Genomic DNA, 12201 nt, shown 5'->3' on the forward strand with positions numbered 1-12201 from the left:
CCTTGCGGCTGCCCGGCGCAGCCTCGAACAGGTCAGGATTCCATGTCATCCCTTCCGCTACACGGCGCGCTGCGCCGCATCGGCTTTCCCCTCCGCTACATCCCGCTGCTGCCCGACGACGGCCGCCACCTGGCCGCGCGCGTGATCGCGCGCCATCGCGACCGCTGCGAACTGCACGACGGCACCCGGACCTTCGACGCTCATTTCGCCCCCGGGCGAAGATCCGCTGGCCGGCGACTGGGCACTCTGGCGAGAAGATGACGGCGACCGCCGCATCGTCTCGCTGCTGCCGCGCATCAACCTGCTGCGCCGCGGCCGTGCCGGCGGCGAATCGCAGCCACTGGTCGCCAACGTCGATACCACGCTGCTGGTCATGGGCCTGGACGGCAACTACAAGCCCAACCGCCTGGAGCGCTTCCTGCTGCTGGCACGCGCCTCGGAGACCAGCCCGGTCGTGGTGCTGACCAAGGCCGATCTCTGCCACGAGGGCGAGGCACGCATCGCCCAGGTGCGCCGTCTTTGCGGCGATGCCACGGCGGTGCTGCACGGCGATGCGCGAGACCCGCAGTTGCGTGACGCCCTGCGGCCCTGGTGCGGCGAGGGCCAGACGCTGGTGCTGCTGGGTTCCTCGGGCGTGGGCAAGTCCACGCTCTGCAACACGCTGCTCGGCGAATCCGCTCAAGCCACCGGCGCGGTCAGCGCCGAAGGGGACCGCGGCCGCCATACGACGACCGCGCGGCGCCTGCTGTGCCTGCCCGACGGGGCCTGCATCATCGACACGCCGGGCCTGCGCGAGCTGCGCCTGTCGGGCGACGAGAAGCTGGGTGACGGCGCCTTCGAGGACATCGTGCAGTGGGCGGAGCATTGCCGCTATCGCGACTGTGGTCATGGCGACGAGCCTGGCTGCGCGGTACGCGGCCAGGTGAAGGACGAGCGCCTGGAGAACTACCACAAGCTGCAACGCGAGCTGGCGCATGCGCAGCAGACGGCGCTGCAGAAGCGTGCCGCCAAGCAGGCGGACAAATCCCTGCATCGGGAGTTGAAGCGCTACTACCGCGACCGGGACCGATCGTGAAGATCCATCGAAGCGGGGAAAATTTCTTTAAAGAAATTTCTTGCAACGGCAAGGAGCGAGGCGTAAAGTCCGCGCCCCTCGCATCGTGGCGATGCGATTTTTTTTGTGAAGACCCGAGATTCCATGGCCCACTGGTTCAGCACCGCAGACAGGAACACGCAACGGCACGCCAGCCGTGGCGGCGTCACGCCTGCGTACCGGCTTGAACAGCTGGGGGGCAATGACGACGGCCTGCACTTCATCGACTGATCCATCCTTGACCCAGGAGATCGGTCACCCCGATCTCCCGTGGAACGCGAACCCCCGGGAGCCACGCTTCCGGGGGTTTTTCTTTTGCGTTCGCAGCGGACACGAGGATTCGGCGGTGGAGGACCGCCAGCAGGATGGGCGCTTTTCGCAGAGGCGCCAACAGGAGAACGATGTGCGGCGCTTGTTCGCAGCGAAGCAGGTTCGCGAGTCCTGCCCGGTGCGCCCGGCCCTGCCGAGGCGTATGCCGCGGAGTGTTCGCGTCGGCCTCTCACCAGGAAGTTTCCAACTTCCCCTTTGAAGTTAGCTCAATGGTAGAGCCGATGATTCCAATCATCCTGTCGCGGGTTCGAATCCCGCACTTCGACTTGTCCGAGAGGACACACACCGGGGACGCCCCGTGTGTGCGGCATCGGCCGGCCTGCTGTTCGTGGACGGCAAGCTGCTGCGTGTGCTGCAGCCGGGTGCCTACGCCTTCTGGAACTTCCAGAAGAACGTGAGCGTGGAGCTGATCGAGCTGCGGCTGCAGTCGCTGGAAGTCAGCGGCCAGGAACTGCTGACCCGCGACAAGGTCAGCCTGCGCGTGAACCTGTCGGCGACGATCCGCGTCAGCGACCCGGTGGCGGCCCGCACCAAGGTAGCCAAGTACATGGACTACCTGTACCGCGAGCTGCAGTTCGGCCTGCGACGCTCGGTCGGACTGAAGACGCTGGACGAGTTGCTGGCGGACAAGGCGGCGATGGACGGCAAGATCTTCGCCTACGTCGCCGGCCGTGTACTGGCGCTGGGTGTCGAGCTGTTGGGTGTCGGCGTCAAGGACCTGATCCTGCCGGGCGAGATGAAGGAGATCCTGAACAGCGTGGTGCAAGCCGAAAAGGCGGCCCAGGCCAACGTGATCCGCCGCCGCGAGGAGGCAAACAGCTGGTGACGCTGCGCCCGTAGTACCGTTGGGGCCGCCCGCATGGGCGGGCGGCCCTCTTTTATTGAGATGAGGAGGATGCGACTCTCTGATCGGAGTCGCAGGAACAACATGAGCATCAAGCAGGAAATCACCACTGGCAGCGTGCCGGTGAAGATCTGGACCGACGAGGTCGACGAGGCGTCGCGCAAGCAGCTGGCCAACATCGCCGGCCTGCCCTTCGTGCACCACCACGTGGCCGCGATGCCCGACGTGCACCTGGGTATCGGCGCGACGGTAGGCTCGGTGATCGCCACCCGCCAGGCCATCGTGCCGGCGGCCGTGGGCGTGGACATCGGCTGCGGCATGGCCGCGGTACGCACCACGCTGACCGCCGAGGACCTCGATGAGAAGCGTCTCCACAACGTCTTCCGCCAGATCAGCCGTGACGTGCCGGTGGGCCGTGACCAGCACCGCGAAGACCGCGCGCCGACCGAGGCCGCCGCGCCCTTCGAGTGCGGGCTCAAGGCGATCCTGGAGAAGCACCCGAAGCTGGCGCCAAAGAAGGCTGCCGACGGCTGGATCTGCCAGTTGGGCAGCCTGGGCGGCGGCAACCACTTCATCGAGCTGTGCCTGGACGAGGCAGGCCGCGTGTGGGTGATGCTGCACTCGGGTAGCCGCGGCATCGGCAACCGGATCGGCACCTACTTCATCGAGCGGGCCCGCGAGAAGGCGCTGCGCATGGACCGCCAATTGCCGGACCTGGACCTGGCCTGGCTCGACGAGGGTTCGCCGGACTTCGAGGACTACGTCGAGGCCGTGGGCTGGGCACAGGACTACGCCCGCATGAACCGCGAGGTCATGCTGGGCCTGGTGCTGGCGGCCATGCGGCGTCACCTGCGACCGTTCGAGACCGTGGCCGAGGCGGTGAACTGCCACCACAACTACGTCTCGCGCGAGCATCACTACGAGGCCGACGTCTGGGTGACCCGCAAGGGCGCGATCCGCGCCGGCGAGGGTCAGCTGGGCATCATCCCCGGCAGCATGGGCGCCAAGAGCTTCATCGTGCGCGGCAAGGGCAACCCGGAGAGCTTCGAGTCCTGCTCCCACGGCGCCGGCCGCCGCATGAGCCGTACCCAGGCGCAGAAGAAGTACACAGCCTCGGACCTCGTGCGGCAGACCGAGGGCGTGGTCTGCCGCAAGGACGCCGGCGTGGTCGACGAGATCCCGTCGGCATACAAGGACATCGACGAGGTGATGGCCAACCAGACGGACCTGGTGGAGGTGGTGCACACACTGAAGCAGGTGATATGTGTGAAGGGGTGAATCGTCGCAGGCAATGCCTAAATGGCATGGCCTGCGACGATTCACGGCCGGCCATGGATGGCCGGGCTGGGGCTGGATTCGGACATGAAGTCCCGCCATGGATGGCAACCCCGCTTCTGCTGTCCCCCCTCCCGCTTGCGGGAGAGGGGACGGCCACAAGCTACACGCCCATCCCGCCCTCCGGCGTCTTCATCACCACCAACCGCGAATCCTCCAGCGCCGCCGAGCGATGCACCGTCTCCGCCCGGTATTCCGGGTTGGAGATCATCTGCAAAAAGGCCTGCATCGACGGATACCGCACCAGCAGCACCTCGTCCCAGCGCTCGTCCTCCGGACCGATGAAACGGCCGATGGCCTCGGCTAGGAATACCGGCTCACCGCCAACATCGCGCACGCGCTTCTGCGCCAGCGCCGAGTAGCGGCCATAGGCCTCGCGGCCGCTGCAGGGCGCGTGGCCGGACCCTTCTGGATAGGCCGCCTGCTCACGGAAGCGCAGCAGGTTCAGCATGGTCACCGGGGTGTCCATCGGGATGCCGGTGGCGATGCGCTTGATGTCGGCACCGCTGGGTTCGATCGTACGGATCATGGAAGCAAGACTCCTGCAAAGGGAGGGGATACGGAAAGGGTGGCCCGCGGGCCACCCTTTCCGATACGTCAAAAGCAATGAATCTCAGACGCCCTGGCGCGTGATCTCGGAAGGAGACAGCAGAGGCAACTGCACCGTGCCGCCCACCGTTAGCGCCGGCACCAGCAGGTCGCGCGACCAGGTCACCGGGAACTGCAGGTGGAAGCCATAGACCAGCAGGGCCAGTTCATCGCCTTCCGCCAGGCGCTCGGCGATGCCGGCCATCTCGCCCACATGCTCGCCGAAACCGCGCACCGGCGTGAGCTGGTCGTCCACCAGGTCCCAGCGCGTGGTGCCGGCCTTGCGATGGCCGATGCCCAGGAACAGGATCGGATCACAGGCGCCGATGCCCACCGGCAGCGCGCATTCGCCCAGACCCAGGCCGCCGAGGGCCGCGAGGTTCAGCGACATCGTCGGCACACCGGCCAGCACGGCGCCACCCGCCGGCACCGTATAGAGCGGTTGCGTCGCCAGCAGGGCCTCGCGGGCGCCATTGCCGAGCACCGCGCCGACCACGCCCAGGGCCGAGTTGAACTGCGGGATGGAATCGTCGATATCGAAGCGGGTGCCGCCGCGGCGTACCGTGCGCACGGTAATCGCGTCATCCGCGGCCAGGCTCAGGCAGATGTCGTTGCCGATGGGCATGGCGGCATTCACCACGCCACGCTTGCCCTGCAGCTTCTCCTCCAGCCAGGCGAATTGCACATCATCCAGCACCAGTGAGCCGCAGCTGCGGGCGCTGCCGGCATCCTGGAAACCAGGCAGGGTGAGTGCCGCGTAGAGAGGATCGAGCACCGTCTCCAGGTTGCTGCCCGGGGGCAGCGGCACGGTGGACAGGCTCAGCGGCAGGATGTGTCCGCTTTCATGCGTCAGCAGGCGCACATCGCCGCCACGCGCCTTCAGGCACTCGTAGTTCTCCAAGCCGTTGTTGAAGTTGAACAGGGTGTCGCGGAACCCCTGGGTAATCAGCGCGTCGATCCTGGCGAAGGGGCGCGGCGCCACCTCCAGCGGGTCCGGCTGGGCCAGCAGGAAGCTCTGCGGGCCGGCCGGCTGGCCGTCGCAGAAGTAGGACACGCTGTGGTACTTGAAGAAGTTGTTGCCGCTCTCGGAGAAGCTGTTGCTGACCACGGCACCGGTCAGGATCTCGAAGATCGCGTTGTCCTGGCGCGTGCCGCCGCGCTGCAGGATGTCGAGCAGGCTGTTCAGCAGCACCAGCGGGTCCGGCGCGCCGCCGCCCAGCAGCGTACCCAGCAGGGGTAGTTCAGGCGCCGAGGTCAGCAGCAGGCCCCAGCCGGACTTGACCACGTTGTTGGGATTCAGCGAGTAGACCAGGTCGTGCGGGGTGATGTCCGGGGCGATCACGCGCAGGCGCTGCTTGGGGTCGGCACCAGCCAGCAGGAACTGGTACATGCCGCCGTAAGAGCCGCCGTAGCTGCCCACCACCATGCGGCCGTCACCGAATCGGCGCAGACCTTCGAGGTCCTCGGCCCAGTCGAGGATCGCGATCAGGTTCTGGCCCTCGAAATCCGGCGACATCACGCGCACCTTGCCACTGGATTCGCCGTTGCCGCGCTCGTCGATGGAGATGACGTAGTAGCCGGCGTCACGCAAGCGCTGCTGGAACCCCGAAGGCTCGATGTTGCGGCTGCCGCCGTAGCCATGGCCCTGCAGCACCAGGGGGTAGGTCTTGCCGGCCTCCAGCTGCGTCGGCTCCATCACCTGGATCACCATGGTGTCGCCGGTCTTGGCCACCGGGACCTCCTGGCGGTAAACCTCGCCGGCACGGCTCTCGGTCACCGGGTTCGTGGTCAGGCCGCCACCGCTGGTCCCGCTCACCTCGTCGCTGGACCCGCAGGCCGTCAGCAACAGGCTCACCGCCCCGATCAGGGCTCCTCGCATCGCATTCATCTGTCCTCTCCTCGGAGGGACGGCTGGGCCCGGGGGGCGGCCGTTCTGTTTGTGGATATCCGTTGATGGATATACGCGGCAGTCCGGGCCTTGTCCATGGCCGGACAGCGCGCAAATGCAGCGTCAGTATGGATTTCCCAGGCCGGGACGGCACGGGGCGGGCCATAATCGGCCCACCATTCCAGGCAAGGACGCGTTCGGATGTACAAGTCGCTGAGAGCCCAGACCCTGCATTACTTCGCCCGCCCCCACGAGGGCATGCCGGCCGGCCCGGTGGACTCGCCGGCCGAATGGCGTGGCGCCGACCTGCGCGAGCGTGACGACTGGCAGTACCGCCTGACCCCGGCCGACGTGGAGGAGTGCCGCGGGGCCGTGCGGCATGCCGAGGCCGGCGGCAAGCCCATGGCGGAAATGACCCGGCAGGACTTCCCCCTGCCTGGCTTGGCGGCGCGCATCGACATGTGGCGCCACGACATCCGCCACGGCCGCGGCTTCGTGCTGCTGCGCGGCCTGCCGGTGGACCAGTGGACCGAGGCGCAGAGCGCGCTGTTCTACTGGGGTTTCGGGCATCACCTCGGCCTGCCCGGCGCGCAGAATCCGCAGGGCGACCTGCTGGGCCACGTGCGCGACCAGCGTACCGGCGGCGACATCCGCTACTACCGCACCAACAAGGCCCTGGCGCCCCACACCGACACCGCCGACGTGGTCGGCCTGCTGTGCCTGAAAACCGCGAAAAGCGGCGGCCTGTCGCGCATCGCCAGCTCCGTGGCGGTGTACAACGAGTTGCTGCGCCGCAAGCCACACCTGGTAGCGCGGCTGTTCGAGCCGATATGGTTCGACACCAAGGGTGAAGGCGGCATCCCCGCCTACCCCATCGCCCCCTGCCGCTATGCCGGTGGCGAGCTGCGCAGCTTCTGGCAGAGCGACTATTACCGCAGCGTGGAGCACCTGCCCCACGTGCCGAAGCTGAGCGCGGCCGACCACGAGTTGCTGGACGCCTACGACGAGATCGCCTCCGACCCGGATTTCTGCCTGGACATGGACCTGCAGCCGGGCGACATCCAATTGATCTCCAACCACACGATCCTGCACGCCCGCACCGGCTTCGAGGACTGGCCCGATCCGGACCAGCGCCGCCACCTGCTGCGCCTGTGGCTGACCTTGCCGGAGCCGCTGCCGCTGAAGCTGCAACTGCTGCGCGGCATCAGCTGGGCCCGCAATACGGCGACTGCTGCGCGGGAACTGCTGAGAGCCAAGCGGGCCGCCTGAGGCGTCCTATACTGGCGCCCCCAAGAACCCCGAGAGCCGGCCCATGCCCTCCTTCGACATCGTCTCCGAAGTCGACAAGCACGAACTGACCAACGCCCTGGACCAGGCGCGTCGCGACCTGGACAACCGCTTCGACCTGCGCGGCACCAATGCCCGCATCGAGCAGGAGGAGTTGGTCATCACCCTGTTCGCGTCCAACGACTTCCAGCTCAAGCAGTTGCTGGACATCCTGCACAAGCGCCTCGCGGCCCGGCACATCGACCTGCGCAGCATCGACGCCGGCAAGGTGGAGACCAACCTCGCCGAAGCGCGCCAGAAGATCACCATCAAACAGGGTATCGAGCAGGTGCAGGCCAAGAAGATCGTCTCGAAGATCAAGGAGTCCAAGCTCAAGGTGGACACCCAGATCACCGGTGACAAGCTGCGCGTGATCGGCAAGAAGCGCGACGACCTGCAGGCCACCATCGCCATGCTGCGCGCGGCCGATACCGAACTGCCGTTGCAGTTCGAGAATTTCCGGGATTGAGAACGCCGGCGCCCTGACGGCGCCGGCAGGCCGGCCTACGCCGCGCGAGCGGCGTTGGCGCTGATCAACTCCGCCCAGCGCGGCATCAGCGGCAGCGCGAAGTCATGTCCCATGCCGGGGATCATCTCCAGCTTCGCGCCGCGGATCAGCCGTGCGCTGCGCTGGCCACAGGCCGGCCGCAGCAACGGGTCCGACAAACCGTGCACCACCTGCGTCGGGGCCACGATCCTCGGCAGCAGCGGTTCGATGCTGCCGGTGGCGACGATGGCATGCACCTGCCGCGCATGGCCGGCGGGGCGGAAGGCGCGGTCGTAGGCACGGCCCACCAGGCGCACGCGATAATCCATCGGCGTCGGGTAGCCCGGGCTGCCCACGCGCCTCAGCATGGCGGTGGAACGGCGGATCACATCCTCGCGCGTGCGCGGACGCGGGCCAATGCCGGCCATGCGCCACAACACGTCGAAACGCGCCGACGGCAGCCGCGGGTCGTTGGTGCTGGACATGATCGAGGACAGGCTCAGCACGCGCTCCGGGTAACGGGCCGCGACGATCTGGCTGATCATGCCGCCCATCGATACGCCCACCAGGTGCGCCCGCGCGATGCCCAGCGCGTCGAGCAGGCCGACGGCGTCGTCGGCCATGTCATGAAGGCTGTAGTTGGCCTGCGCAGGCCGGCCAAACCTGCTCATCAGCCAATCACGTGGCAGGTTGGCGGTGATGCCGCGGTCGGCGTCACTGGACAGGCCGGCATCGCGGTTGTCGAAGCGGATCAGGTGAAAGCCACGCTGCACCAGGCGCTCGCAGAGCGCATCCGGCCAATGAATGAGCTGGCCGCCGAGTCCCATGACCAGGAGCATCGGTTCGCCATCCTGCGGCCCCGCCTGTTCCCAACTGAGTTGCAGGCCATTGACGCAGGCGCTGCCGGCGGACCAACACAGTTTCATTGCGGTTATGTGTCCTTCCCATGAATTTTCGGGGATCGGACATTAACAAAACGCAGCCGGTTCAATATGACAGCCGACGAACGGTACCTCGCAGGCTGTGGGCGAGCTCAGCGCGGGTTGGTGACGCCTGCCGACACGTGCCCGGTGGGGCCGGCCAGCGCAGCCGATTCGCAATGGCTGATCTGGTCATCGAAGAAGAAATCCGGCTCGAATTCGCGCAGGAAGGGGCCCTTCGACAGGCCGCCGAGGAACATAGCCTCGTCGATCTCGATCCCCCAGTCCATCAGCGTGCGGATCGCACGCTCGTGGGCCGGCGCGCTGCGCGCCGTCACCAGCGCGGTGCGCAGGCGGATCGGCGCGGCGCTGGACGATGCCGCCTGCAGGCGCTGCAGGGCTTCCAGCAGGGGCTTGAACGGCCCGGCCGGCAGAGGCCGGGCGACATGGGTGCGCTCATGGTCCTGGAAGGCGTCGAGCCCGTTGGACTGGAACACGCGCTCGGCTTCGTCGGAGAACAGCACGGCGTCGCCGTCGAACGCGATGCGCAGTTCGTCCGGGTGGCGGTCGGCGTCGACCACGGAGTGGCTGAACACACGCGCGGCAGGAAAGCCGGCGTTGAGCGCGGCCGCCACGTCCTCGTCATGCGCCGACAGGAACAGCTTGGCACCCAGCGGCTTGAGGTAATGCCAGGGCGGCTGGCCGCGGGTGAAGACGCCGCGTTCCAGATCCAGGCCGGCGGCCTTGGCGGAGCGGAACACGCGCAGGCCGGAAACCGGGTCGTTGCGTGACAGGATCACCACCTCCACGCGGTGCTGCCCGTCGCCGTTGAAGGCCAGCAGCTTGCGCACCAGCGGAAACGCCACGCCGGCGCGTGCCGGTTCGTCCAGGCGCTGCAACTGCAGCCTGGTATAGGCGGCATCGCCCTGTTCGTCGAACAGGCGGTTTTCCTCCTCGAAGTCGAACAGCGCGCGAGAAGACAACGCCACCACCAGCTTGTTGTCGAGTGTTACGGGCAAGGCTCGGGAATTCCTAGGCGAAAAGCAGGGCCAGCGCCGCCAGCAGGCCCGCCGCACCGACGGCAATGGCCATGCGCAGGTCGGCGTCGCGCCACAGGCGCGACAGAGCATTCGGCGGCCGCGGTCCCGGCTGGCCGGGACGCTGGGCGGGATCAACGGCCACGCAGCGGTACAGCGCGGTCACGGAATCGAAATCGGACGACAGCGGCCAGTAAGCATCCACGCCGGTGACCGCGCCGGGCACGGCGGCCACGCTGGCGGCCGCCACCGGCGCCGCTTCCGCCACCGGGCGCAGTGGCTCGAAGCCCTTGCGCAGGGTCGCCAGGCAGGCCCGCAGGTCGGCCGCCAGCTCGCGCGCGCTCTGGTAGCGCACGGCGCTGGCCTTGGCCATGGCACGTTCCACGATCTGGTCCACCACCTCAGGTATGTCCTGCATCAGCGTGCTCGGCGGCGGCGGCGAGTACACCGCGATCTTGTGCCAGAGCTGGCGCGTGTCAGGCGCGTCGAAGGCGGGGTGGCCCACCAGCATCTCGTAGATCACCGAGCCCAGCGAGAAGATGTCGGAGCGGTGATCCGTGGGGCGACCCACCACCTGCTCCGGCGACATGTAGCGCGGCGTGCCGAACACCACCACGCGGCCGGCCTGCCCGCCCTGGGCCTGCAACTGCGGCTGTCGCAGACTGGCGATGCCGAAGTCCATGATCTTGGCATGGCCGCTGCGCGACAGCATGATGTTGGCGGGCTTGATGTCGCGATGCTCTACGCCATGGTCGTGCGCAAAGCCGAGGCCGTCGGCGATTTCCGCCGCCAGGGTCAGCACCTCGCGCAGCGACAGCCGCGATTGCGACAGGCGCTCGCGCAGGTCGATGCCCGGCAGCAGCTCCATCGCCATGTAGGCCAGGTCGCCTTCGCGGCCGAAGTCGTAGACCGTGACGATGGAGGCATGCGCCAGGCGGGCGGCTGCGCGCGCCTCCTCGGCGAAGCGCGCCTCGTAGGTCTGGCGCTGCTCGGCATCACCGGGCAGCAGGATGGTCTTGATCGCCACCGTGCGGTCCAGCAGCGGATCGCGAGCCTCGTAGACCACGCCCATGGCACCGCGGCCCAGCTCACGCTCGACCTGGTAACGGCCCAGTTGCCCCAGTGGCGCGCCGGTCATCGCTTGGCCTTCTTCTTTTTGGCAGGAGCCGGTGGCTCGGGCTTTTCCTCCACAAACCGGTATTTCACGCGCAGCTGCTGGCCAGGCCTGGGTGACAGCTTCACCGACAGCGGCGGGTGTGGGTCAAGCCGCACCTCCAGCTGGTAGTCGGCCAGCGGCTCCAGCTCGAGCTTCTCCAGCCCCGGGATCAGTCCGCGCGACTCGCCGTCGATGAATACCTCGCCGCCCGGCTGGATATCGAACAGCAACGTCGCTGGCGGCAGGAAATCGTGCCGGATCACGCGTCGCTCGCCGGCTTCCAGGTCGAAGCGCAGGCGCAAGGGCTCCTGCTCGTCATGCCAGATCACCACGCGGTGGCTGCCCGGCTTGAGCTTCAGCTCTCGCAGCGGCGGTGTGTCGCCCAAGCGTTCGCCGTTGACCTGGACCTGGCCATGCGGCTCGATCTCCAACACCAGCACCGCCGGCCGCACCATCAATTGCCGCCCGCCCAGCGCCAGCACCAGCAGGCCCAGCGCGAAACCGCCGGCGATCGCCATCAGGCCGCGTCGGCGCTGCGCCGGACTGCGCGGGCCGGGGGCGAACAGTTCCTGTCGGTTGCGGCCGGGAATCAGGCCCGCAGCCTCCAGCAGCGTGGCGCGCCCCGGCGCCCGGCCGGCCAGCGCGTCATGAAAGGCCCGTGTGGCCCGCAGCTCGCCCACCGGCGCGAAGCCGGCGGCCATCGCCGCGCCGCCGATCCCGTCGCCGATCATGCCGACCACGGCCTCGCCCTCGGCCACCGGCAATACCGGGCCATGGTCGATGCCGACGTGCAGCGACAGTTCCTGGGCTTCGCGCAGGCAGCGTTCGGCGGCGTCCAGCGCTCCGCGCGGGTCGTCGAATACCACCACCAGCAGGCCGTCAGGGCTTTCCAGCACTACGCGGTCGGACAACGCCAGCCCCTGCACCGCCTTGCGCGCACAGGCCACGAGCTGGCCGCGCAGCCGCGCCTGCTCGGCAGCGGATTGCGCAGCGAACTCGGCCAGGTGCAGGTACAGCACACTGGCCAGGATGGGTGGCAGACTGGAGTCGTTCATGGACCGTTAGGAATCCCAAGGTCCGATTCTAGCGGCAGCGGCGGCCGGGGACAGCCGCATTTTGCAAGCCGAATGAGACCGGCTTCAATTCCAGCCCCCTTGTCGGAAAACACGCCAGCAAGCCGGGGGCAGGCGCTACACT

The 12201-nt window shown here is 67.8% G+C and carries 12 protein-coding genes, 1 tRNA gene and 1 pseudogene; 8 read left to right on the forward strand and 6 right to left on the reverse strand.

The genetic code is table 11. The features are described from left to right. Positions 1-42 precede the first annotated feature (42 nt). The 6 genes and pseudogenes from QT386_RS08820 to QT386_RS08845 all read left to right on the forward strand — a co-directional run bounded on the left by QT386_RS08820 (position 43) and on the right by QT386_RS08845 (position 3545). Entirely contained in the window at positions 43-261 is a 219-nt protein-coding gene (locus QT386_RS08820; RefSeq protein ID WP_289273380.1) for a hypothetical protein, read from the forward strand. A 25-nt stretch (positions 262-286) separates the two neighbouring features. Next, the gene (gene rsgA, locus QT386_RS08825) at positions 287-1075 is read left to right on the forward strand and encodes a ribosome small subunit-dependent GTPase A (RefSeq protein ID WP_289273509.1); all 789 of its coding nucleotides are present in this window, start codon (positions 287-289) and stop codon (positions 1073-1075) included. A gap of 123 nt (positions 1076-1198) precedes the next feature. After that, a complete protein-coding gene (locus QT386_RS08830) occupies positions 1199-1324 on the forward strand; it encodes a hypothetical protein (protein WP_289273381.1) in 126 nt (41 codons plus the stop codon). A 294-nt stretch (positions 1325-1618) separates the two neighbouring features. After that, a tRNA-OTHER gene (locus QT386_RS08835) sits at positions 1619-1689 on the forward strand. A 50-nt stretch (positions 1690-1739) separates the two neighbouring features. Continuing rightward, positions 1740-2243: pseudogene (locus QT386_RS08840) on the forward strand (slipin family protein); the annotation flags it as partial. A gap of 108 nt (positions 2244-2351) precedes the next feature. Continuing rightward, positions 2352-3545 (forward strand): RtcB family protein, encoded by a 1194-nt coding sequence (locus QT386_RS08845; RefSeq protein WP_289273383.1) that lies wholly within the window; start codon positions 2352-2354, stop codon positions 3543-3545. 160 nt (positions 3546-3705) lie between these two features. Here QT386_RS08845 and QT386_RS08850 read toward each other — a convergent pair whose 3' ends face one another. Together QT386_RS08850 and QT386_RS08855 are read right to left on the reverse strand one after the other, a co-directional pair. Further along, a complete protein-coding gene (locus QT386_RS08850) occupies positions 3706-4131 on the reverse strand; it encodes a DUF1330 domain-containing protein (protein ID WP_289273384.1) in 426 nt (141 codons plus the stop codon). Between the two features lie 84 nt (positions 4132-4215). Beyond that, the gene (locus QT386_RS08855) at positions 4216-6078 is read right to left on the reverse strand and encodes a CocE/NonD family hydrolase (RefSeq protein WP_289273385.1); all 1863 of its coding nucleotides are present in this window, start codon (positions 6076-6078) and stop codon (positions 4216-4218) included. A 201-nt stretch (positions 6079-6279) separates the two neighbouring features. Between QT386_RS08855 and QT386_RS08860 the strand changes: the two genes are divergently transcribed. Continuing rightward, positions 6280-7347, forward strand: coding sequence for a TauD/TfdA family dioxygenase (locus tag QT386_RS08860; RefSeq protein WP_289273386.1), 1068 nt, complete (start codon positions 6280-6282; stop codon positions 7345-7347). Between the two features lie 43 nt (positions 7348-7390). Further along, a complete protein-coding gene (locus QT386_RS08865) occupies positions 7391-7873 on the forward strand; it encodes a YajQ family cyclic di-GMP-binding protein (RefSeq protein ID WP_289273387.1) in 483 nt (160 codons plus the stop codon). 35 nt (positions 7874-7908) lie between these two features. On the opposite strand, the gene QT386_RS08870 is transcribed toward QT386_RS08865, so the two are convergent. From QT386_RS08870 to QT386_RS08885, 4 genes are all read right to left on the reverse strand, one after another. Next, positions 7909-8817, reverse strand: coding sequence for an alpha/beta fold hydrolase (locus tag QT386_RS08870; protein ID WP_289273388.1), 909 nt, complete (start codon positions 8815-8817; stop codon positions 7909-7911). Between the two features lie 107 nt (positions 8818-8924). Then, on the reverse strand, positions 8925-9830 hold the full coding sequence (locus tag QT386_RS08875; RefSeq protein WP_289273389.1) for a 5'-nucleotidase: 906 nt from the start codon (positions 9828-9830) through the stop codon (positions 8925-8927). Positions 9831-9843: 13 nt separating this feature from the next. Further along, positions 9844-10986 carry a serine/threonine-protein kinase gene (locus QT386_RS08880; RefSeq protein WP_289273390.1) on the reverse strand — a complete coding sequence of 381 codons (1143 nt, stop codon included), beginning with the start codon at positions 10984-10986 and terminating at the stop codon, positions 9844-9846. Continuing rightward, positions 10983-12059, reverse strand: coding sequence for a hypothetical protein (locus QT386_RS08885; RefSeq protein WP_289273391.1), 1077 nt, complete (start codon positions 12057-12059; stop codon positions 10983-10985). The genes QT386_RS08880 and QT386_RS08885 overlap by 4 nt, the downstream gene beginning before the upstream one ends. Between the last annotated feature and the right edge of the window lie 142 nt (positions 12060-12201).

The organism is Solimonas sp. SE-A11, from assembly GCF_030345715.1.
Lineage (GTDB): Bacteria > Pseudomonadota > Gammaproteobacteria > Nevskiales > Nevskiaceae > Solimonas_A.

What these genes read in the sequence shown, in the direction of transcription:
- QT386_RS08855 (WP_289273385.1), bottom strand. Translation starts at nt 6,078, where the DNA reads ATGAATGCGATGCGAGGAGCCCTGATCGGGGCGGTGAGCCTGTTGCTG.
- QT386_RS08870 (WP_289273388.1), bottom strand. Translation starts at nt 8,817, where the DNA reads ATGAAACTGTGTTGGTCCGCCGGCAGCGCCTGCGTCAATGGCCTGCAA.
- QT386_RS08850 (WP_289273384.1), bottom strand. Translation starts at nt 4,131, where the DNA reads ATGATCCGTACGATCGAACCCAGCGGTGCCGACATCAAGCGCATCGCC.
- QT386_RS08830 (WP_289273381.1), top strand. Translation starts at nt 1,199, where the DNA reads ATGGCCCACTGGTTCAGCACCGCAGACAGGAACACGCAACGGCACGCC.
- QT386_RS08885 (WP_289273391.1), bottom strand. Translation starts at nt 12,059, where the DNA reads ATGAACGACTCCAGTCTGCCACCCATCCTGGCCAGTGTGCTGTACCTG.
- QT386_RS08880 (WP_289273390.1), bottom strand. Translation starts at nt 10,986, where the DNA reads ATGACCGGCGCGCCACTGGGGCAACTGGGCCGTTACCAGGTCGAGCGT.
- QT386_RS08820 (WP_289273380.1), top strand. Translation starts at nt 43, where the DNA reads ATGTCATCCCTTCCGCTACACGGCGCGCTGCGCCGCATCGGCTTTCCC.
- QT386_RS08845 (WP_289273383.1), top strand. Translation starts at nt 2,352, where the DNA reads ATGAGCATCAAGCAGGAAATCACCACTGGCAGCGTGCCGGTGAAGATC.
- QT386_RS08860 (WP_289273386.1), top strand. Translation starts at nt 6,280, where the DNA reads ATGTACAAGTCGCTGAGAGCCCAGACCCTGCATTACTTCGCCCGCCCC.
- QT386_RS08865 (WP_289273387.1), top strand. Translation starts at nt 7,391, where the DNA reads ATGCCCTCCTTCGACATCGTCTCCGAAGTCGACAAGCACGAACTGACC.